The following is a 20,044-nucleotide window of genomic DNA, read 5'->3' as shown; positions in this document are numbered from 1 at the left end:
TCAGTCCCGGATCAGGACGCGGATCGGCGTCGGGTCGAAGCCGTTGCAGGGGTTGTTCACCTGCGGGCAGTTCGAGATCACGCAAAGCACATCCATCGCCGCCAGCAATTCCACAAGATCGCCGGGCGCCGAGATGCCGTCATCGATCGTCATGGCGCCGTTCGGGCTGATCGGCACGTTCATGAAGAAATTGATGTTCGGCACGATGTCGCGCTTGGTCATGCCGTGCCGCGCCAGTTCCAGGATGAAATTCTCGCGGCAGGAATGCATGTCGCGCGTCTGGTGGCCGAAGCGCACGCTGTTGCTTTCGCACGAACAGCAGCCCGCACTGGTATCGTGCCGCCCGGCGCGGTCAGCGGTCACGGTCAGCATCAGCCGCCCCTCGGACGAGACGATGCGCGAACCCTGTCCGATATAGGCGCAGCCATTGGCGCGGATCGTCGCCTGGTTGCAGTAGCGTTCCCCGAAATCATGGGCGGCGTAGAAGATCGTGTCGATGGCCTGCTGGCCATGGCTGTCCTCGATCCGGATGGTCTGGCCCTTGCGGACGAGGCCCGACCAGGGCGCCTCGGCGGGAATGTCGAAGATGCGTTCCATCACAGGCCCCCGGCTTTGCGTGCGTTGTTTTCAAAGGCGCGCACCGCCTCGGCCGAGGCGGTGCGGCAGGGATCGTCGGGCGGCACGGGCCGGGCGGCCAGCAGCGTCAGCGATGCGGCGGGTTCGGGGCCGGTCGCGGGGTCCAGCGGATGGCGGGTGTTCGACAGCGCAAGCAGCAGGTCCATCTCGGCGCGCATTTCGACCCAGTCGTGCCCGGACAGAAGCGCGCCGCGCCAGCCGGGGCGGCCGGCCTCGTCCACGCGGACGGGCGCAAACAGCGTCAGCACGGCGGGCAGGTCGCGCCGCCCCAGACCCAGCTTGGCCGCCGCCAGAACCATGTTGTCACGGCAATTGCGCGCCCCCGTCGCGACATCCGCCGCCGTCGATCCGCCGGTCAGAACGTCATGGGCACCCGAACTGTCCTCGGTCAGGGCCAGCATCGCGCGGCCCATATCGGACAGGATCACCCGACCCCGCGACAATTCCGTCGTCCACTGGACCTTGATCGTGTCGGGCAGGTTCATCCGCTCGGACGGATCATCCGCCGCCCAGGCCGCGACCGAGACCGACCCGCCCGAGATCCGCAGCGACTGCCCGACCTTCAGGCGCAGGGTGCGATACCAGCCGCCGGGGATGTCCTCTTGCGCCAGGATCAGCGCGGGGTCGGGATCGGCTGCCGGAACGGGGCTGCGATCGGGCAATGCGCGGGGGGCCTGTTCAAGGCCCCGGCGCTGGTGCTCGTCGTATCGCGCGCGGTCGGCGGCGATCTGTTCAGGGCTGCGGTGAAGATGCATGGGTCCGTCCTTCTGCCTGCCGGGTCGTCCCGGCTGCCGCCGCATCAGGGGTCGGGTCGTCCCGACCGGGCATCCTGTCCGTGTCGTAAGGCGTCGTCCGGCCCGCCAGACGCGGCGGCCAGATGACGATGTCGCGGCTGAGCCGCGCGCCGTAGCGGTCCCGCTCCTCGGGACGGTCGCGGGGGCGCTCGAAGACCACCACGCGGCTGGCCAGCGTGAAGGCCTCGCGCAGGTCATGCGTGACCATCACCACCGTCATCGGAACTTCGTTCCACAGGCGGCGCATCAGCGCATGGATATCGGCGCGGATGCCGGGGTCCAGCGCGCCGAAGGGCTCGTCCAGCAGCAGCACGCGCGGACGCATCATCAGCGCCTGCGCCAGGGCAAGCCGCTGCTGCATCCCGCCGGACAACTGGGCGGGATACTTCTGTTCGGAGCCAGCCAGCCCGACCTCGGCCAGCATGGCACGCGCCTCGTCGGCCAACGCGCGGCGGGCTGCGCCGAAACGGCGGCCCAGAAACCGGCTGGCGCGCATCTCGGGGCCAAGCATCACGTTGCCCAGCACCGTCAGATGCGGAAAGACCGAATAGCGCTGATAGACCACGCCGCGATCCGGCCCCGGTTCGGGCGGCAGGGGCTGGCCGTCGATCAGGATGCGGCCCCTGCTGGGCGTTTCCTGCCCCAGAAGCAGGCGCAGAAAGGTCGTCTTGCCGCAGCCCGACGGCCCGACCAGCGCAACGAAGGATCGCGGCCCGATGTCGATCGAGACGTCCTCGAGAACGATCTGATCGCCGTATTCCTTCCACAGATGGCTGATGCTGAGCGCGGTCATCGGCCCACCTCGGCCCAAGGGAACATCCGGCGGCGCAGCGATGACAGCGCCAGGTCCAGCAGCACCGCCAGCAGCGTGATCCAGGCGACGTAGGGAAAGATCACCTCCATCGCCAGATAGCGGCGCACCAGAAAGATCCGGTAGCCCAGCCCGGCATCGGACGAGATCGCCTCGGCCGCGATCAGGAACAGGAAGGCCGGGCCGATCTGCAATCTGAGGCTGTCGATCAGGCGCGGCATGACCTGCGGCAGCACCACACGCAGCGCGATCAGCCAGCTTGACGCCGAAAGCGTCTCGGCCTTGACGATCATCTCGCGCGGCAGGGCGGTGGCGGTCAGCATGAGGTCGCGTATCAGGATGGGCGTGATGCCGATGACGATCAGCGCGATCTTCGAGGTCTCGCCCAGCCCCATCACGATGAACAGGATCGGCAACAGCGCCAGCGGCGGCACCATTGAGACGAAGGCCACGAAGGGTGCCAGCAGCGCCCGCATCACCGGCAGCACCCCCGCCAGCAGGCCCAAGACCAGCGCAAGGGACGCCGCGATGCCCAGCCCCCAAGCCAGCCGCGTCAGGCTGGCGGCGGTATCCGCCCAGAGCAGGTAATCGCCCGTCCGCCGGTCCGGGGTGAAGGCCAGCAGGTCGATGCTGGCCGCCAGCGTGGTCAGCGCGGGCAAGAGCTTGTCCGACGGATTCTCGGCCAGCCGCAGCGCCGAACCCGCCAGATAGGCGACGGCCAGCGCCGCAAAGGGCAAAAGGCCCAGAACCAGAGCCGTCCCCCGGCCGGGGCGGATGTTGATGGCGCGCATGATCCCTGCCCCCGGATGCCGCGCCTAGAGCGCGCCCTCGGCCGCCATCCGCATGAACCGGTCGGTGAAGCGCAGCATGACATTGCCCGGATCACCCAGGATGACGCCGCCGGGCAGTTCGATCCCCACGATATCGGCCGAGGCCGCAACCGGCCCCAGCAGCCCCTTGTCGAACAGGAACCCGCGCACCCGGTCCATCGTCCCGGCCAGATCGGGCGAGGTGACGAAAGCCACCGCATCGGCAGGATCGTCGAACAGCCGCGTCGCGGCCAGTTGCGCCTCGAACCCGGCCTGATCGGTTCCCGAGGCCGCCCCCATCGCCGCCCGCGCCGCCGCCCCTTCGGGCGTGTCCGACACCATAAGCGCGGCGGTCTCGTACCAGATCCCGGCAAGGGCCTTGCCGAAATCGGGATTCTCCTCCAGCGCAGCGGTGCTGGCGGCCATCAGGTCGATGATCTCACCGGGGATCTGTCCGGACTGAAAGACGATATTCGCGTCGGGCAGGGCCGCGATCTCTGCGACCATCGGATTCCATGTGACCATGGCGGTAACGCCGGGCGTCTGGAAGGCACCGACCATGTCGGGATCTGCGGTGTTGACGACGCTGACATCGCGTTCGGACAGGTCCACGCTTTCCAGCGCCCGCGCCAGAAGATAATGCGAGACCGAATATTCCACGAGGTTGACCGACCGGCCCCGGATCTCCTCGAGGCTCTCGGCGTCCTTGAGGATCACCGCGTCGTTGCCCGCCGAGAAATCGCCCACGATCACGGCAGTCGTGTCCACGCCCCCGGCCGCCGGGATCGACAGCGCGTCCATGTTCGTCAGCGTCACTGCGTCATAGGCGCCCGCCGTATACTGGTTGATGGATTCGACGTAATCGTTGAACTGCGTCACCTCGATGGTCAGCCCGTAGCGGTCGGCCCACCGATCCACGATTCCCGTCTCAGCGGCATGACCCCAGGGCATCCATCCGACATAGATCGACCAGGCCACCTTGAAATCCGTACGGGTCTCGGCGCGGGCTTCGGTCGCGGACAATCCGGTCGCGGCCAGAAGCAGCGCGGGCAGGGTCATGCGGGCCAGTCGGATCATGGTCATCCCGGTTCCTTTTCGAGGTTCTTGGGAATGACGAAGCATCGCGCCGCCAATCCCTTGGCTTTACGAGGCCTCCCGGGTTTTTGTCCCGCCGTGCGCCATGCCGGGATGTCTCCCCGGGCAGGTGACGGCTCTTGGACCAGACGCGCCATGTGGCGCCGGAACCCTAGCCGTCAAACTCTGGTCCCAGCCTGCCGGTGGGGCTGCGCCCGGATCAAGCCGCAGCGCGGCCCTTGGGGCGGGACCACGCACCACTGCCCTTTCGGCGGGCAATCGCGCCGGGCGCGTGGGCTTCATGGTCAGGCTGCAGGCAGATGCGCGACGATGACAGGGTCTCGCGGCGATTCGGCGGGTGATGCGGGCCTTGGCCGGGCCGGGGGCGCTGCCCCCGTCGCCTGCGGCGACTCCCCCGGGATATTTGGCCAAGGCAAAGGCGGGGCTTTTGCTTGCCCCCGCTTGCATGGCATGGTGAGGGCATGACGCCTCTTGCATCCCGGTCCATCCCACGTCTGGCGCTGCTGCTGGTTCTGGTCGCGGGGGCGAGCCTCGCGGCGGGATCGCTGGCACGGCAAGGCGGGATGGCCCGGCTGGACGCCGAGTTGCAGGGCCGGGTGGCCCTGGCCGGGCACGCGATCGAGACGCAGATCGAACGCTACCGCTATCTGCCCGCCGTCATCGCCGAGGATGCGCGCATTCTGGACCTGCTGGCCGAACCGGGCGGACCGGCGGGGGCGGCCAATGCCTATCTGAGGATCGCGCGCGAACTGTCGGGCGCGGACGAGCTGTATCTGCTGGATGCGCGCGGGGTGACGCTGGCGGCCAGCAACCATGCCGAGCCCGGCAGCTTCGTGGGGCATGATTACTCGTTCCGCCCCTATTTCATCGATGCGATGGCGGCGGGAGAGGGCCGCTATTATGCGATCGGCGTGACGACGGGCGTGCCGGGCTATTTCCTCGCCTCGCGCGTGGAAGGGTCGCGCGGGGCGCTTGGCGTGGCGGTGGCCAAGGTGGACATGGCGGGCCTGGCGGCTGCTTGGGAGGGGGCCGGGCAGGAAATCGGGCTGGCCGACGATCTGGGAATCGTCTTCCTGTCGGGCCGCGCGGACTGGGTCTATCATCCGCTGGACCCGCTATCCGACACCGCGCTGGCCCGGATCGGGGCCGAGCGGCGCTATGACGGGCTGGACATCGCCGTGGCGCCACCCCTGCGCGCGGCCTTGGCCGAGGATCTGCGCTTGGCCGAGGGCGTGCTGGAGGCCGATCGCTGGCGGATCGTCGCCGGCCTGCCGGTGGCGCCGGTCGAGGCTCAGGCCCGGCTGGTCGCCGCGGCGACCGCGCTGGCGGGGCTGCTGACCTCGGCGCTTGGGGTCGGCCTGTGGCAGCGGCGGCAGCTGATCCGCGTCCGGCTGAACCAGAATGCCGAACTGGAGCGCCGCGTGGCCGAGCGGACCGAGGCGCTGGCCCGCGAGATCGACGAGCGCCGTCGCGCGCAGGAGGATCTGCGCCGCACCCATGAGAGCCTTGTCCATGCCGCCAAGCTGGCCGTGCTGGGACGGATGTCCTCGACCATCGTGCACGAGGTCAGCCAGCCGCTTTCGGCGCTGGACAGCACCTTGGCCGCCGCCGAACTGCATCTGGCCGCCGGGCGGCGCGACAAGGCGGCGGCCAGCATCGCCTCGGGGCGGGCGATGCTGGTGCGGATGCAGAAGATGGTGCGCAATCTGCGGCGCTTCGGCGCGAGGCAGCGGCCCGAACCGCCCGAGGCGGTCGATCTGGCGCAGGTCGTGGCGGGCAGCGCCGAGATCCTTGCGCCGCGCCTGCGCGAACTGGGCCAGAGCGTGGTGCTGGACCTGCCCGAGGAGCTGCCCCCGGTGCGCGGCCATGCGCTTCGCTACGAGCAGGCGGTGACGAACCTGATCCTGAACGCGGCCGAGGCCAATGCCGCCGAGGGCAGTTCCGAACCCTTGCATGTGGGGCTGGCGCTTGGGCAGGACGGGCTGCGGCTGCAGATCGCGGATCGCGGTCCGGGGATCGCGCCGGGCATGGAAAGCCGCATCCGCGAGCCCTTCTTCACCACCCGTCTGTCGGGCGAGGGGCTGGGGCTGGGCCTGTCGATCACGCAGGGCATCCTCGATCAGGCGGGCGGGCGGCTGGGATTCCGGCCCCGGCCCGGCGGCGGCACGCTGACCGAGGTCGAGCTGCCTCTGTTCCGCGCCGAGCGGCTTCTGGCGGGTTAGGCGGATGCAGAACGATCGCGGCAGGATCGTCTTCATCGATGATGAGGCAGCGCTCTGTCAGGCGGCGGGCGACTGGCTGGAGGCCTCGGGCTTCGCGGTGCGGACCTTCACCGATCCGGCGGCGGCACTGGCCGGGCTGGACCTGCCCGGCTGCGACTGCGTCGTCACCGATCTGCGGATGCCGGGGCTGGACGGGCAGCAGGTTCTGGATGCGCTGCGGCTTCGCGATCCCGACCTGCCGGTTGTGCTGCTGTCGGGCCATGCCGATGTGCCGGTTGCGGTGGCCGCGATGCGGACCGGGGCGCATGACTTTCTGGAAAAGCCCTACCGGGCCGAGCATCTGGTCGAGGTTCTGGACAGCGCAGTCGCCCTGCGCCGGATGCGGCGGCAGGCGCGGGCGGGCGGCCCCGCGCTGATGTCGGAACGGCTCGAGGCGCGGCTGCCGGGCGGCAGCGCCCATGTCCGGCACCTGCGTCAGCGGGTGCGCGCGCTGGCCGACCTGCCGGTTGACCTGATGCTATCGGGCGAACCCGGAACGGGGCGGCGCGCACTGGCGCGCGCTCTGCATGATCTGGGGCGGCGGGCGCGGAAGCCCTTTGTCACGCTGGACGCGCATGCCCTGACCGGCCCGGGGGCCGAGGCGGAATTGTTCGGACAGGATCGCGGTTCGGGCAGCGGGGCGCGAATGGGCCGGATCGAGCAGGCCAGCGGGGGAACGCTGTATCTGGCCTCGATCGAGGTGCTGCCGCTGGCGCTGCAGGCGCGGCTGATGGCGGTTCTGCGCGATGGCGAGGTGATGCGCGGGGGCGCCGCCACGCCGCGCCCGGTCGATCTGCGCCTGATCGCCGGGACAGGGCCGGACCCCGCCCGCGCCATGGCCGAGGGACGGTTGCGGGCCGATCTGTTCCATCACCTGTCGGCCGCCGCGCTGACCCTGCCGCCGCTGCGGCAGCGGCGCGAGGATCTGGGCGAGTTGTTCGCGGCCCATCTGCACGAGGCCGCACGCAGGCTGGGGCTGCCTGCCCCCGAATTGCGTGCCGCCGATCTGGACCGGCTGGTCGCGCATGACTGGCCCGGCAACCTGCCCGAACTGCGCGCCGAGGCGCAGCGTCTGGTTCTGGCGCCGGAGCCCGCCCCCCTGCCCGACCCCGAGCCGCCCCTGCCCGAACGTCTGGCCGCGATCGAGGCCGCGATGATCGCCTCGGCCCTCTCGGACGCCAAAGGCGTCGCAGCCTTGGCCGCTGAACGTCTGGGATTGCCGCGCCGGACATTGAACGAGAAGATCGCGCGATATGGCCTGCGGGCCGAGTGATCGGGCAAAATTTTGCCCGCTATTCGTTTAATCTGGCGAAATATTGCCCGATTATCCCTGATCCATCGGCGCATAGCAACCTGTAATCAATCACTTGCCCGGAATATGTCCGGATTCACGCCGCCGTGACTTGCACGTGTGTTGGCGGGGCGGCGCCTGCTAGCCTTCGCTCCAGAACATCATGGGAGGATCGCATGTTCCATCGTATCGCTGCCGCCGTCCCGGCGGCCGCCCTGACGGGCATTCTGGCCACCGCGCCCCAGGCGCAGGCGCAAGATTTCATCAATGTGCTGACTGGCGGCACCTCGGGTGTCTATTACCCGCTTGGCGTCGCGCTGTCGGAAATCTACGCCGCGGGCATCGACGGATCGCGGACGCAGGTCCAGGCCACCAAGGCCAGCGTCGAGAACCTGAACCTGCTGGCGCAGGGCCGGGGCGAGATCGCCTTTGCCCTGGGCGACAGCGTCCAGATGGCGTGGGAGGGCAATGAGGAGGCAGGCTTTCCGCGTCCGCTGACTGAATTGCGCGCCATTGCCGCCATTTATCCGAACTACATCCAGATCGTCGCCGATGCGGCCTCGGGGGCGGTGACGCTGGACGATCTGCGCGGCAAGACCCTGTCGGTCGGCGCGCCTGCCTCGGGGACGGAACTGAATGCCCGCGCGATCTTCGAGGCAGCGGGGATGAGCTACGGCGATCTGGCCCGGGTCGAATACCTGCCCTATGCGGAATCGGCCGAGTTGATCAAGAACCGGCAGTTGCAGGCGACGCTGCAATCCTCGGGTCTGGGCGTGGCCTTCATCCAGGACCTGTCGGCGACCCACGACATCACCATCGTCGAAATCCCCGAGGATGTCGTGACCGCCATCGGCGAGCCCTTCGTCCCCGCAACCATTCCGGCAGGCACCTATGCCGGGATCGATGAGGACATCGCCACGGCGGCGGTGGGCAACATGCTGATCACCCACGAGGGCGTCAGCGAGGAAACCGCCTATCAGATGACCAAGCTGATGTTCGACAATCTCGACCGGATGCGCAGCGCCCACGGCGCGGCGGCCGCGATCACCCCGGAGACCGCGCTGGACGGGCTGCCCATCCCGCTGCATCCGGGGGCCGAGCGGTATTACCGCGAGATCGGCCTGATCCAGTAAGCCGAACGGCCCGCGCGCCCGCGCGGGCCGTCCCATCATCCGGAGAGCGCCATGAGAGATCCCATCCCCGCCGGCGGGCCCGCGCCCGCCGACCAGCCCCGTCTTGACCCCAATGCCGAGGCCGAGGTCAGCGAGGGCCTGCCCCCCGGCTTCGGGCAGGGCATCCCCGGCCGCATCGCCTTCTGGCTGGCCGTCGTCTTTTCGCTGTTCCAGCTTTGGGCTGCGGCCTATGGCACCCTGCCCAGCCAGATCGTGCGGGCGATGCATGTGGGCTTCCTGCTGCTTCTGGGCTTTGTCCTGGTCGGCAATCTGGTCGCGAAAACGCGGGCGGGTCAGGCGTTTTTCTGGGCGCTCGGGATCCTGGGCTTTCTGACCGGGATCTATCAATGGATCGAGTATGCGCCCCTGATCCGCCGGACGGGGTTCCTGAACCAGATGGATCTGGTGATGGGCACCATCCTGATCGTGCTGGTCTTCGAGGGCGCGCGGCGGCTGATGGGCTGGCCGCTGGCGGTCATCGCGGGCATCTTCCTGGCCTATTGCTTTCTGGGCCAGCACCTGCCCGCGCCCTTCATCCATCGCGGCTACGGCTTCGACCAGATCGTCGAGCACTTCGCCTTTGGGACCGAAGGCATCTATGGCAGCCCGATCTATGTCAGCTCGGCCTATATCTTCATCTTCGTGGTCTTCGCGGCCTTCCTTGAACGGGCCGGCATGCTGAACCTGTTCAACGATTTCGCCCTGGGCATGGTCGGCCATGTGCGGGGCGGGCCCGCGCAGGTGGCGACGCTGTCCTCGGCGCTGATGGGCACGATCTCGGGTTCGGGGGTGGCGAATGTCGTCGCCTCGGGGCAGTTCACCATCCCGATGATGAAGAAATCGGGCTTCCGGCCCGCCTTTGCCGGCGGGGTCGAGGCCACAGCCTCGATGGGGGGCCAGATCATGCCGCCGGTGATGGGCGCGGTCGCCTTCATCATGGCCGAGACGCTGAATGTTCCCTATGCCTCGGTCGTGAAGGCCGCAATCATCCCGGCGCTGCTGTATTTCGGCGTCGTCTTCTGGATGGTCTGGCTGCAGGCCGGGCGCGACAACCTGCGCGGCCTGCCGCGCGAGACGCTGCCCAATCCTTGGCACGCGGTTCGCGATCAATGGCCGCTGGTCCTGCCGCTGGCGGCGCTGGTCTACCTGCTGTTCGCGGGCTACACGCCGATCTTCGCGGGAACGATGGGGCTGGCGCTGGTCACGGTGCTGATCCTCGGGACGCCGCTGGCGGCGATGATCGGACCTTTCGCCTTCCGCATGGTCTTCTGGGTCGCGCTCGGCCTCGCGGCGGCAAGCTTCATGCGCTACGGGGTGAACCTGCTGGCCATCGTGATCGCGGGGCTGATGATCGCCTGCCTTGTCCTGAGGGGAGCAAGGCCCACTGTCGGCATCGTGCGCGACGCGCTGGCGCAAGGGGCGCGCAATGCGCTGCCGGTGGGCATGGCCTGCGCCATCGTGGGCGTCGTGATCGGCACGCTGACGCTGACGGGCATCGCCTCGACCTTCATCGGCGCGATCATAGCCATTGGGCAGAACAACCTGTTCCTGTCGCTGCTTCTGACGATGCTGACCTGCCTGGTCCTGGGCATGGGCATCCCGACGATCCCGAACTACATCATCACCTCGTCCCTGGCAGGTCCCGCGCTGCTGGAGCTGGGCGTGCCGCTGCTGGTCAGCCACATGTTCGTCTTCTATTTCGGGATCATGGCCGACCTGACGCCGCCCGTCGCGCTGGCCTGCTTTGCCGCCGCGCCCATCGCGAAATCCACCGGCCTCAAGATCTCGATGCAGGCGATACGGCTGGCGGCGGCGGGATTCATCATCCCCTTCATGGCGGTCTACACGCCCTCGCTGATGCTTCAGGATGGCGGCGCCATCGCGGAAAGCTGGGGCTATCCGGTCGAGGTCGCCTTTGTCCTGCTGAAGACGGTTCTGGGGGTGGGCCTCTGGGGCGTCGCGGTCGTCGGCTATCTGTTCGACCGCACGACGCTGCCCGAACGCCTGCTGGCCCTTGGGGCGGGCGTGTCGCTGATCCTGGCGCTGCCGAATTCGGACGCGGCGGGCTTCGGTCTGGCGCTGGCCTTCCTTGCAGCGCATGGGCTGCGGGTGCGCCGCAAGCGCGTGGCCGCCTGATGCTGTGCCTTGCCGCCGGCGCCACTGTCCTGACGCTGGCGGCGGGCGAATTCACGCTGGAATGGACGCATTCGGTCAGCCGCACCCTCTGGTGGGAGCGCTGGCAGATAAGCGCCCAGGGCATGGCGCCCGTCGAAGCGCGGCTGACCGGCGCGGGCGCCGGTATGGAGCCGCCGCCCGACGCCGTCTGGCGCGACGGCGCCTGGCACTACACCCCCCGCATCCCCCCGCAGCAAGAGATCTGGCTGGCCGATTCCGGCACTACGGCGGGATGGCGGCTCTGCGCGGCGGGCATCTGCCACGATCTCGAGGGGACGGGCCAGCCTCTGCGCCTGTGGGCCGGCACGGATCGCTGCGCCGCCGACCGGCCGCCCGCATCCCCGGACCGCTGATCCGGTCGCACATCCTGAAGCTGCATGAACATCCGGGATTCGCCGCGAGGCGGCGTTGCCGTCGCGTCAGTTTAACCTATGTGAACTGACGACCGGATGTTTTCATACCGTCGAATTTGACCGGCATATTCTTCGGTATATTCATTCCGCATCCATTCACACATTCATTTCCCGACGAATGCCCATCGGCATCCAGATGCAGGAAATTCCTTAGCCTTACGCTTTCTGGCGCCCCGCTCGGATCAGGTTATTTTCCTATTGTCGGGAAAACCTGACGGGCAAAGCGCAGCGAACGGATTTCTGGAACACCGTTTTCGGTGAATGGGACCGCTTTTGCCTTTCACAACCGGAGGCAAGAGATGGGCGTCCTCAATTCCAGTCATTTCGGCATGAATATCGTGCTGACCAATGACAGCGCAAAACCGGGCAGCCCCTTCTCCGGAAAACTGTCCGAGGTGACGTTCTCGCATTTCCGCTATCCCGGCGGAGGCGTGACCGAGGATCAGACATGGGCGAATGGCGGCCTTCGCCGGATGTTCGGCGATCCCATGCCCGAAGGGTCAGAGAACTACGTCATGACCCTGCGCGAGGCTCTGGCGCTGGCGGAAACGCATGACACGACGCTGACTGTCGTCATTCCGACCTTCCAGTTCTTCGACACCGAAACCCAGACTTTCCGCCATGGCGCATTCAACCGCTATCTGACTGAACTGGAAAATGCGCTGACCGAAGGCGACAAGCTTCGCGTCACCTCTTTCGAGATCGGCAATGAATATTGGGCGTCGATTTCGGCGTCGGATTACGGAAAGATCGCCAATTTCCAGATCCCCCGCCTTGTTTCTCTGAACGATCGACTGTCATCGCATTTTGGCGATGATTTCGTGCGTCCTGATATCGGCATTCAGGCCGGCGCGGCGTGGCGCCCTAGCGGCTCGCGTGAATCGGCCGAAATAGCGGCACAGATCTCGATGCCGAACCGCGCGTTTGTGGATGTCATTTATCAGCACGCTTATCCCAATCCCTACAAGGATCTGGACAGCGAAATGGAGGGCGCGCTGAAACCGGCCAAGGTTTTTGCGAGCCTGCCCGGATTTTCGCGCGATCTCGATATCTCGCTGTCGGAATTCAATATGGGCATTCATGCCGGTCCGCAGCCCTTCTACGGCGTCAACCAGGCGACGCTGTGGATCGAGGAGCTGTCGCGCTATGTCGATAATGGCGTCGGCCGGATCGACCATTGGGGCGGCACCTACAAGTGGCTGACCTCGAAGATGTATGATGCCAAGTTCCCGCCGGCGGAAAGCGACGGGGGCCTCATCACCGCCAAGGCCACACCCTTCGGGCAGATCTTCGACATCGCCTCGAGCAGCCTGATCGGCATGCGGACCATGTCGGATGGGGATGCGACCGCCGATATCGGGCTGAGGGGCCGCTTTTCGGTCACGGGCTTCCAGTCCGAGACGCAGCGCGTGGTCTTTCTGGGCAACATGACCGAGGGCAGCAACCGCTTCGACCTGGATGCGATCGCGCCGGGCAAGCATGTCAGCATCCGCCATCTGATCCCGGCCGATTCGCCCCATTCCGACTGGTATGACGAAAGCACGGTCCATCTGACCGACCCGACGCGGATCGTCGATGCGCGCGGCGACATGAAGGTGATCAGCGGCACCGACCTGCGCGGCAGCTTCACGCTGCGCCCGAACGAGCTGGCCGTGGTCACGATCAGCGACCGGGGCCAGGATCTGGTCCTTGAGGGCGCGCACAACGTCACCGATCACCGCACGGGCATGGTCAACGACCTGCTCAAGGGCGGGATGGGCAACGACCTGCTGATGGGCCATGTCGGCGATGACACGCTGATGGGGGTGGCCGGGCGCAACGTGCTGGTGGCCGGGGCGGGCGACGACCTGCTGATCGGCGGGCGCGGCAGTGACGTCTTCATCTCGCAGCGCGGCAATGACAGCATCGTCACCGGCAACGGCCAGAGCCTTGTCCTGATCGACGGCAGCGGCGCGGATGTGGTGACGGTCGATGCCTCGAAGGGCAGCGCCGTCATCCTGACGGGGGGCGAGCGCGACGTGATCGTCTCGGGCTTCAAGCAGGGCGACCTGCTGGGCTTTGGCGGCGCCTTCGAGCGCGCCGAGGACATGCGCGCGGCAAGCCATGTCGAGGACGGCAACCTGATCATCACCAGTCCCGAGGGCCGCACCGTCACGCTGATGGAAGGCGCGAACCTGATCGACCGCCTGCCCGCGATGAATTTCGACCTTCTGTCGAACGCGAAGGGCAAGGCGCTGGTGGCCTCGTTCATCGATCCGATGAACGTGAACCAGCTGCCGGTCGCGCATCCCGGCCTCAAGGCGCTTCTGCCGATGGACAGCGACTGGCTGCCGCGCCTCGAGACGCTCATGGACGCGCGCATGCCGGTGGTCGAACCCGAGCCGGGCGATCTGGGCGTGCCGACGCGGCCGACCGATCCCGATGATCGCGACAACGGCGATGACGACCAGGAGGACCCGCAGCAGGAGGATGGCTCGGGCGGGGGCTGTTTCGTCGCCACCGCCGCCTTTGGCAACCGGCTGCATCCCGACGTGGTCGCGCTGCGCGCCTTCCGCGACCGGCATCTGTGCCGCTATCGCGCGGGCCGGGTCTTCATCCGCTTCTACTGGTGGATCGGCCCCAAGCTGGCGCGCAAGGTCGCGCCCTCGCATTGGAGCGGCCGGGCCAGCCGCCGGATCCTGTCCGCCCTCGTCCGCCGTCTCGACGCAGCGGGGCTGTGCGGAAACGGGCGCTGTTGAACAATTGGCGGGCCGCCTATCCGTCCGGCTAGCGGTGCCGCACTCAAAGGTCAGGCCACCGGCGCAAAGGTCTCGATCACGTTGATATGAATGCGTATCTGGTGAACCATCCGTCTCAGGCGAAGGGGAACCGGCAGCTCAGAAAGACAACGGAAAAGAACCCGCGCCAAAAGGAGAGAAGACCAGATGCTCATGGACGTTCCGAGCGAAAAACCCATCCGCGTTCTTCTGGCGGATGATCACCGCATGATCCTGGAGGTCTTTGCGCTGTTTCTGACCGAAAGCGGCAACATGCAGGTCACGACGGCCGAGTCCTTCGACGAGGCCGCCGACCTGATCCAGTCCGAGGGGGCGTTCGACGTCGTCCTGCTGGACCTGCACATGCCCGGCATGAACGGCGTCGCGGGCCTGCGCCGCGCCATCCGCCTGAACGAGGGCAAGCCCGTCGCCATCATCACCGGCACCCCCACCCCGCGCATGCAGGACGAGATCATGAAGGCGGGCGCCTCGGGCATCGTGCTGAAGACCACGCCTGTCCGCAGCCTCGCCAACGCCATCCGCTTCATGCAGAGCGGCGAGCGCTATCTGCCGATGGAGCTGATGCGCCTGCAATCGCCCGAGGTCCGCGCCCCGCGTCAGGGCCATCTCAGCGACAAGGAGATGGAGGTCCTGAACTTCCTGGCCGAGGGCAAGCCCAACAAGGAAATCGCCAAGGAATTGCAGCTGGCCGAGCCGACGGTGAAGATGCACGTCACCTCGATCTACCGCAAGTTCGACGTCCAGAACCGCACCCAAGCCGTCGTCGTGGCGCGCGACATGGGGCTGGTCTGAGACCCAGAAACGCTCTGAGAGGCAGGCTGCGATTAACAGTTTTGCCGCTCAAGCCGTTGATAAGGGCAGAAATCGACAACGATCCGAGGATGTCATGTCGCTGGAATTTGCCCGCCGTTCCTATGGTCGCGCCGCTCAGGCGGGGCTGACCGCGCCCGAAGATCCCCATGCGATCATCGGCGTGGCGCTGACCGAGCTGCATGGCGCCCTGGAGGCGCTGTCCCACGCAGTCGCCGCCGGCGACCACCTGCCGCCGAGCCCGATGACCCGCGCGCTCTCGGCGATCTACCTGCTGCAGAACAGCCTTGATTTCGAGCGCGGGGGCGACATCGCACCGGCCCTGTTCCAGGTTTACGAATATTGCCGGGTCCAGGTGGTGGCGGCCTTCCGCCGCGAGATCGAGGATCCCGAGGGCATTGCGAAGGCGCTGTCCTTCATCGCCTCGCTGCGCGGGGCATGGTCGCAGATCGGCCAGCAGCCCTCCGGCGCCATCGGCTGACGCCGACCAGACGCACCAGATCCCGCAAGAGGCCCGCATTCCCGATGCGGGCCTTTGGTCATTCCGGGGCCTTGGGCGCCCAACCGCCACATGGGAAACCGTGCATGAAAAGACCCGCGCCCTTCAAGGGGCGCGGGCGAGGTGACAGGCACAAGGGCAACTGCCGGTTCCGGGCGGCCCCGCAGGGCCAGCCCTCAATGCGTGCGCAGCAGGCGGATCGTGCGCACGGTGTCGCTGGACAGGCCGAGCGTGTCGCCGATCTCGTGGTTGGGCAGCCCTTCGCGGCACATGGCGATGGCCTGTTCGATCATCCGTTCCGAGGTCAGCCATTCCACATCGGAACGCAGCGCGTTCAGATCATCGCGCAGCGCGACGGCCTCGGCCTGGCGGCGCTGGTCCTGCGCCTGAAGCTGATCGCCCAGCAATTCGATGCGCAGGGCAAGGGCGGTCATCGGCGCCTCGGCGGCAAAGGACATCTCTGCCTCGGCCTCCTGTGCCTGGGACGCGGCGGCGGCGCTGCGGCGGCGCGCCCGCATGATCCAGGCACAGACCAGCACCGCCGCCGACAGGGCGACTGCGGCCAGCAGGACCGGAACGGGAATGGTCAGGGACATCGCGCCTCCTAGCGGGACAGGTCGATGGCGTCGCGGAACAGCACGTCCGCGATGCGTTCGGGGTCGATGGGATAGGCGCCGGCGGCAATGGCCCCGGCAAGACGATCGACCAGCGCGCGGTCGATTGGCGGACCCTGACGAAGGGCCTCGGGCAGGCTGCCCGCCTCGGCCGACAGGCTGAGACTGTCCATGCCCACCTTGCCCGGCGCCGCGGGGGTCGCGCCGGACGCGGCAGAGCGCGTCGCACCGCGATCCGGCTCCAGTTCCGTGACCGGCCGCAGGCGGGTGATGTTAGGTGTTACTGGGTTGACCATGACTGCCTCCGTATGCCCTGCCTAACGGCAGCGCGGCGTCGCATGTTAGGACGCACGCGAACGACGCCGCGTGCGGTGATCAGGGCCTCGACCTCGCGGCCCGCCGGACCGGGGCGCACGGGGATGCGGTCGCCCGCCACCCCGCCGCCCAGGGCGGTGCCGGTCACGATGATCTCGATCCCGGATGCGTTCAGCGCGATGGTGACGGCGTCGCCCGGCTCGACATCCAGGGCGGGTTCCAGATGCCGTTCCAGCACGATCTGGCCGGCGCGCAGGTTCTGCCGCACGCGCCGCCCGACCGCATCCGCGGGATCGGCCAGCGCCTGCCCGCCATCGCCTGCGGCGGGACGCGCCGCCTGCGCCAGATCCTCGGCCGCGATCCGCGCACCGCGCGGCAGGGGCCGCACCAGCGCCAGAGCGGGCAGCGTGGCCACCGGCCGCGCCTCGGCGTGTTCGCGCGGCGCCGGAGTGGCGGCTCCGCTGCGGGTGCGGAAGACGCGCCGCCAGCCCTGAGGGCCGGGACAGTCCAGCGCAACGCGCCCCCAATCCGGGCTCAGCGCGGTGACGGCAGGGGTCGCGTCGCAATCGGGCAGCGCCCGCAGGGGCGGGGCCATGTCCGGCAGGGGCGCCCCCGCCTGCCGCATCGCATCGGCGATCAGCGCGGCGGTCTCGGCCCCGGACAGGCCGCGCGCCTCGGCGGCCATGGGAAGGGCCAGCGCAATCATCAGGGCAAGGCGCCTCATGGCAGCCCCGCCGCGGTCGTGACGAAGCGCACGGGGCGACCGTCAAAGGCGCTTTTCGGGCGCTGCGGGTCCAAGGGCGCCAGTTCGGCGCTGCGTTCGCCCAGGGCCACGACCTCCAGCAGCTCGGTCGAGCGGTCGGGATCGACGGTGAAGCCGATGCTGGTCCGCATCAGCCCCTGCGCCCGCCCCACCGGCAGCGTCAGCCGCCCCGAGGCGAGGCGCAGCCGCTCCAGCACTGGCTGGCAGGCGGCGCGGTCCAGAAGTCCCGCCAGCGCCGGAACGGCGCCCTGCGCCAGCCGGGCAGCCATGCGGTGGCGGTCGGGCTGGGTCAGCACGGCGGCATTGCCCAGAAGCGACGCGCCGGGCAGGCGCAGCGCCTGAGCGTCCGAGGCGGCGAAGCTTTCCCCCGCCGAGCCATCCAGCCGCAGCGACAGGCCGAAGTTCAGGTTCCGGTCGATCCGGCGGATCTGGATCAGCATCTGCAACGCATGACCGCCCGCCTGAACCCGCGTGCTGCCGCGCGTCAGGCGCTGATAGTCGAAGCGGTCGCGGGCAGGGTCCGCAGGCGGCAGCCGGTCGGCGCGGACCAGTTGCGCCACCGCCGGATGCCCGGCTGCGCGCGCCATCAGGTCGGCGGCCACCTGACCGGCCAGCGCATCCGCCCAGGCCGGAACTTCCGGCGCCACATCGATCACGGGCGCGTAGGCGGTGACCAGCAGGCGCCGCCGTTCGGGACATTCGCCCGCACGGGGCTGTCCCACGCGCGCCGCGACCCGCAGGCGCAGAAGCTGGCCGTCAAGCTGCTCGGACAGGACGCGGTGTTCCAGGATCTGCCCGGTCGGGCGCATCACCATCAGGTCCGAGGTCATGCGGGTCATCGACAGCGCCGAATGGCCCCTGAGATCCGCACCCCCGGCCAGCGAGGCCGACAGCAGCGCATCCGCCAGCGCCCGGCGCCGTGCGGCGGGCAGGTCGGCCGCGCCCGAGACATGGGCCGCGCCCACGGCCTCGACCCAGCCGCGCCCCTTGGCATGCGCGCCCGCCGGGGCGATCAGCGCCGCGCCCAGCAATCCGGTGAAGACCCTGCGACCCATCCGCATCGCGGGCCTCACCGGGCCGCGCGCGCGATCTGCGCGACAAGGGCCTGGCTCAGTTCCAGCTGCACCGCATAGCCGTCCTCGCCGCGCGGCTCGATCGAGACGGTGCGCGCACCGCGCATCGTGCCCTGCACCTGGGCTGCGACGTAATCGCTCTGCATGGCGGCGTCGCGCAGCAGGCTGTCCGAGCTGATGCGGATGCCATGGACCTGTTCGGTCAGATCGCGCATCGCATCCAGGCGTGCGGCGCGGATCGCCAGCAGGCGCTTTTCGTTCAGCGTCTGGCCCGGCTGACCGGCAACCTGCGCGAAGCCGCGCCCCACCAGCGCGCCCGGCTCGGGCAGCGTCGGCGGCGGCGGCGGCGCGCCCCGGTCGTCCGAGAGAGTCGCGGACTCGGGCTGGATTGCGGCGGGAACCGGCTGGGTGGCCGCGCCCGGCGCATTGCCCGACCCGCAGCCCATCGGCAGCAGCGCGGCAAGCAGCAGCCCGGCAAGCGCGGGACGCCGGACAGCGCGTCCGGCAGAGGGGAAACGGGCGGGGCGGGAACTGGGCATGGCAGGGCCTCGGGGCTGGATCGGTCTTGGCCCTGATGCTGCAAGTGTCGTGCCAGCGCGGGCCAGGTGCGGCGCGCCGCAATGGCACGATGCTTGCACCGTAGCTGGCGTCTGCCACCGTCCGAGGCCCTGCCATGCCCCTGATCCCCACCCTGACCGAAAGGCCGCATCGATGAACGCGCCTGCCCGCGCCCCCTTCGGCGCCGCGAGCCTGCTGCGCGGCGATGTGGGCGGCCTTGCTCTGCCGCTCGGCATCCTGGTCATCATGGCCATGATGATCCTGCCGCTGCCCGCAACGCTGCTGGACGTGTTCTTCGTGGGCAACATCCTGCTGTCGCTGCTGGTGCTGATGGTGGCGGTGCATTCGGAGCGGCCGCTGGACTTTTCCAGTTTTCCCTCGCTGCTGCTGATCGCCACCACGCTGCGTCTGGCGCTGAATGTCGCCTCGACCCGGATCGTGCTGGCCGAGGGCCATACGGGCAGCGCGGCGGCGGGCAAGGTGATCGAGGCCTTCGCCGATTTTGTCGTCGGCGGGAATTTCGTCGTGGGCCTGATGGTTTTCGCGATCCTCGTGATCATCAACATGGTCGTCATCGCCAAGGGCGCGGGCCGCGTGTCCGAAGTGTCCGCCCGGTTCACGCTGGACGCCATGCCCGGCAAGCAGATGGCCATTGATGCCGACCTGAACGCCGGAATCCTGTCGCCCGAAGACGCCAAGGCCCGCCGCGCCGAGATCGCGGCTGAGGCCGATTTCTACGGCGCGATGGACGGCGCCTCGAAATTCGTCAAAGGCGACGCGATCGCCGGTCTGATCATCCTGGCCATCAACGTGATCGGCGGCATCATCGTCGGCGCGGCCCAACACGGGCTGCCCATCGGCCAGGCCGCCGACACCTATGTCCGCCTGTCGGTCGGCGACGGCCTGGTCGCACAGGTGCCGGGTCTCCTTCTGTCGCTGGCCGCCGCGATCATCGTGACGCGCTCGTCCTCGTCCTCGGACATGGGCGGGCTGATCGGGCGGCAGGTGAACATCTCGCGCGCTTGGGGTCCTGCGGCGGCCGTGCTGCTGATCCTGGGCCTTGTGCCGGGCATGCCGAACCTGATCTTCCTGATCGCGGCCGCCGGTGCGGGCCTTGCCGCCATCGCCGCCACCCGCGCCGAGGCGCGCCGCCGCGCCGCCGATGCGCCCGCCGTCCC

At 68.5% G+C, this 20,044-nt stretch carries 19 protein-coding genes and 1 riboswitch; of the genes, 9 read left to right on the top strand and 10 right to left on the bottom strand.

Annotated features, from left to right (window positions below; all coding sequences use genetic code 11):
- Genes QAR72_RS05165 through QAR72_RS05145 form a run of 5 tightly spaced genes read right to left on the bottom strand, consistent with a single transcriptional unit; the run spans position 1 to position 4,133 of the window.
- Positions 1 to 597 (bottom strand): urea amidolyase associated protein UAAP2, encoded by a 597-nt coding sequence (locus tag QAR72_RS05165; protein WP_304616301.1) that lies wholly within the window; start codon positions 595 to 597, stop codon positions 1 to 3.
- On the bottom strand, positions 597 to 1,391 hold the full coding sequence (locus tag QAR72_RS05160; RefSeq protein ID WP_304616300.1) for a DUF1989 domain-containing protein: 795 nt from the start codon (positions 1,389 to 1,391) through the stop codon (positions 597 to 599). The genes QAR72_RS05165 and QAR72_RS05160 overlap by 1 nt, the downstream gene beginning before the upstream one ends.
- Positions 1,369 to 2,223, bottom strand: a complete 855-nt coding sequence (locus QAR72_RS05155; RefSeq protein ID WP_304616299.1) for an ABC transporter ATP-binding protein — start codon at positions 2,221 to 2,223, stop codon at positions 1,369 to 1,371. The genes QAR72_RS05160 and QAR72_RS05155 overlap by 23 nt, the downstream gene beginning before the upstream one ends.
- Positions 2,220 to 3,032 (bottom strand): ABC transporter permease, encoded by an 813-nt coding sequence (locus QAR72_RS05150; protein WP_304616298.1) that lies wholly within the window; start codon positions 3,030 to 3,032, stop codon positions 2,220 to 2,222. The genes QAR72_RS05155 and QAR72_RS05150 overlap by 4 nt, the downstream gene beginning before the upstream one ends.
- Positions 3,033 to 3,056: 24 nt before the next feature.
- The gene (locus tag QAR72_RS05145; RefSeq protein ID WP_304616297.1) at positions 3,057 to 4,133 is read right to left on the bottom strand and encodes a putative urea ABC transporter substrate-binding protein; all 1,077 of its coding nucleotides are present in this window, start codon (positions 4,131 to 4,133) and stop codon (positions 3,057 to 3,059) included.
- Between the two features lie 67 nt (positions 4,134 to 4,200).
- A riboswitch (guanidine-I (ykkC/yxkD leader) is annotated at positions 4,201 to 4,311 on the bottom strand.
- 295 nt (positions 4,312 to 4,606) lie between these two features.
- Here QAR72_RS05145 and QAR72_RS05140 point away from each other — a divergent pair.
- The 8 genes from QAR72_RS05140 (at position 4,607) to QAR72_RS05105 (ending at position 15,525) form a co-directional block, all read left to right on the top strand.
- Positions 4,607 to 6,367 (top strand): sensor histidine kinase, encoded by a 1,761-nt coding sequence (locus tag QAR72_RS05140; protein ID WP_304616296.1) that lies wholly within the window; start codon positions 4,607 to 4,609, stop codon positions 6,365 to 6,367.
- 4 nt (positions 6,368 to 6,371) lie between these two features.
- Positions 6,372 to 7,679 (top strand): sigma-54-dependent transcriptional regulator, encoded by a 1,308-nt coding sequence (locus tag QAR72_RS05135; protein WP_304616295.1) that lies wholly within the window; start codon positions 6,372 to 6,374, stop codon positions 7,677 to 7,679.
- 194 nt (positions 7,680 to 7,873) lie between these two features.
- Positions 7,874 to 8,830, top strand: coding sequence for a TAXI family TRAP transporter solute-binding subunit (locus QAR72_RS05130; protein WP_304616294.1), 957 nt, complete (start codon positions 7,874 to 7,876; stop codon positions 8,828 to 8,830).
- A gap of 51 nt (positions 8,831 to 8,881) precedes the next feature.
- Positions 8,882 to 11,005, top strand: a complete 2,124-nt coding sequence (locus tag QAR72_RS05125; protein WP_304616293.1) for a TRAP transporter permease — start codon at positions 8,882 to 8,884, stop codon at positions 11,003 to 11,005.
- Positions 11,005 to 11,397, top strand: a complete 393-nt coding sequence (locus QAR72_RS05120; RefSeq protein ID WP_304616292.1) for a DUF1850 domain-containing protein — start codon at positions 11,005 to 11,007, stop codon at positions 11,395 to 11,397. Before QAR72_RS05125 ends, QAR72_RS05120 begins: the two co-directional genes overlap by 1 nt.
- A gap of 359 nt (positions 11,398 to 11,756) precedes the next feature.
- Positions 11,757 to 14,195: a calcium-binding protein gene (locus QAR72_RS05115; RefSeq protein WP_304616291.1), complete on the top strand. Its 2,439-nt coding sequence runs from the start codon at positions 11,757 to 11,759 to the stop codon at positions 14,193 to 14,195.
- A 186-nt stretch (positions 14,196 to 14,381) separates the two neighbouring features.
- Positions 14,382 to 15,026 carry a response regulator transcription factor gene (locus QAR72_RS05110; RefSeq protein ID WP_304616290.1) on the top strand — a complete coding sequence of 215 codons (645 nt, stop codon included), beginning with the start codon at positions 14,382 to 14,384 and terminating at the stop codon, positions 15,024 to 15,026.
- Between the two features lie 94 nt (positions 15,027 to 15,120).
- Positions 15,121 to 15,525 carry a flagellar export chaperone FliS gene (locus QAR72_RS05105; protein ID WP_304616289.1) on the top strand — a complete coding sequence of 135 codons (405 nt, stop codon included), beginning with the start codon at positions 15,121 to 15,123 and terminating at the stop codon, positions 15,523 to 15,525.
- A 194-nt stretch (positions 15,526 to 15,719) separates the two neighbouring features.
- Here the strand turns inward: QAR72_RS05105 and QAR72_RS05100 are convergent, their stop codons facing one another.
- Genes QAR72_RS05100 through QAR72_RS05080 form a run of 5 tightly spaced genes read right to left on the bottom strand, consistent with a single transcriptional unit; the run spans position 15,720 to position 18,847 of the window.
- A complete protein-coding gene (locus QAR72_RS05100) occupies positions 15,720 to 16,139 on the bottom strand; it encodes a hypothetical protein (RefSeq protein WP_304616288.1) in 420 nt (139 codons plus the stop codon).
- 8 nt (positions 16,140 to 16,147) lie between these two features.
- A complete protein-coding gene (flgM, locus tag QAR72_RS05095; protein WP_304616287.1) occupies positions 16,148 to 16,453 on the bottom strand; it encodes a flagellar biosynthesis anti-sigma factor FlgM in 306 nt (101 codons plus the stop codon).
- The gene (flgA, locus tag QAR72_RS05090; RefSeq protein ID WP_304616286.1) at positions 16,438 to 17,196 is read right to left on the bottom strand and encodes a flagellar basal body P-ring formation chaperone FlgA; all 759 of its coding nucleotides are present in this window, start codon (positions 17,194 to 17,196) and stop codon (positions 16,438 to 16,440) included. Before flgA ends, flgM begins: the two co-directional genes overlap by 16 nt.
- A complete protein-coding gene (locus QAR72_RS05085; RefSeq protein ID WP_304616285.1) occupies positions 17,193 to 18,290 on the bottom strand; it encodes a flagellar assembly protein T N-terminal domain-containing protein in 1,098 nt (365 codons plus the stop codon). Before QAR72_RS05085 ends, flgA begins: the two co-directional genes overlap by 4 nt.
- A gap of 14 nt (positions 18,291 to 18,304) precedes the next feature.
- Positions 18,305 to 18,847, bottom strand: a complete 543-nt coding sequence (locus QAR72_RS05080) for an LPP20 family lipoprotein (protein WP_304616284.1) — start codon at positions 18,845 to 18,847, stop codon at positions 18,305 to 18,307.
- A 172-nt stretch (positions 18,848 to 19,019) separates the two neighbouring features.
- Here QAR72_RS05080 and QAR72_RS05075 point away from each other — a divergent pair.
- Positions 19,020 to 20,044: FHIPEP family type III secretion protein (locus QAR72_RS05075; protein WP_304616283.1), on the top strand; the 1,025-nt coding region annotated here is incomplete at its 3' end.

This window comes from Paracoccus sp. (in: a-proteobacteria), from assembly GCF_030604785.1.
Classification (GTDB): Bacteria; Pseudomonadota; Alphaproteobacteria; order Rhodobacterales; family Rhodobacteraceae; genus Paracoccus.
Note: the sequence above shows the minus strand (reverse complement) of the source record. Positions and strands in the feature narration are given on the sequence as shown.

Bases quoted from the DNA above. Each gene is read 5' to 3' on its own strand.
- QAR72_RS05165 (WP_304616301.1), bottom strand. From the start codon at position 597: ATGGAACGCATCTTCGACATTCCCGCCGAGGCGCCCTGGTCGGGCCTC.
- QAR72_RS05160 (WP_304616300.1), bottom strand. From the start codon at position 1,391: ATGCATCTTCACCGCAGCCCTGAACAGATCGCCGCCGACCGCGCGCGA.
- QAR72_RS05155 (WP_304616299.1), bottom strand. From the start codon at position 2,223: ATGACCGCGCTCAGCATCAGCCATCTGTGGAAGGAATACGGCGATCAG.
- QAR72_RS05150 (WP_304616298.1), bottom strand. From the start codon at position 3,032: ATGCGCGCCATCAACATCCGCCCCGGCCGGGGGACGGCTCTGGTTCTG.
- QAR72_RS05145 (WP_304616297.1), bottom strand. From the start codon at position 4,133: ATGACCATGATCCGACTGGCCCGCATGACCCTGCCCGCGCTGCTTCTG.
- QAR72_RS05140 (WP_304616296.1), top strand. From the start codon at position 4,607: ATGACGCCTCTTGCATCCCGGTCCATCCCACGTCTGGCGCTGCTGCTG.
- QAR72_RS05135 (WP_304616295.1), top strand. From the start codon at position 6,372: ATGCAGAACGATCGCGGCAGGATCGTCTTCATCGATGATGAGGCAGCG.
- QAR72_RS05130 (WP_304616294.1), top strand. From the start codon at position 7,874: ATGTTCCATCGTATCGCTGCCGCCGTCCCGGCGGCCGCCCTGACGGGC.
- QAR72_RS05125 (WP_304616293.1), top strand. From the start codon at position 8,882: ATGAGAGATCCCATCCCCGCCGGCGGGCCCGCGCCCGCCGACCAGCCC.
- QAR72_RS05120 (WP_304616292.1), top strand. From the start codon at position 11,005: ATGCTGTGCCTTGCCGCCGGCGCCACTGTCCTGACGCTGGCGGCGGGC.
- QAR72_RS05115 (WP_304616291.1), top strand. From the start codon at position 11,757: ATGGGCGTCCTCAATTCCAGTCATTTCGGCATGAATATCGTGCTGACC.
- QAR72_RS05110 (WP_304616290.1), top strand. From the start codon at position 14,382: ATGCTCATGGACGTTCCGAGCGAAAAACCCATCCGCGTTCTTCTGGCG.
- QAR72_RS05105 (WP_304616289.1), top strand. From the start codon at position 15,121: ATGTCGCTGGAATTTGCCCGCCGTTCCTATGGTCGCGCCGCTCAGGCG.
- QAR72_RS05100 (WP_304616288.1), bottom strand. From the start codon at position 16,139: ATGTCCCTGACCATTCCCGTTCCGGTCCTGCTGGCCGCAGTCGCCCTG.
- flgM (WP_304616287.1), bottom strand. From the start codon at position 16,453: ATGGTCAACCCAGTAACACCTAACATCACCCGCCTGCGGCCGGTCACG.
- flgA (WP_304616286.1), bottom strand. From the start codon at position 17,196: ATGAGGCGCCTTGCCCTGATGATTGCGCTGGCCCTTCCCATGGCCGCC.
- QAR72_RS05085 (WP_304616285.1), bottom strand. From the start codon at position 18,290: ATGGGTCGCAGGGTCTTCACCGGATTGCTGGGCGCGGCGCTGATCGCC.
- QAR72_RS05080 (WP_304616284.1), bottom strand. From the start codon at position 18,847: ATGCCCAGTTCCCGCCCCGCCCGTTTCCCCTCTGCCGGACGCGCTGTC.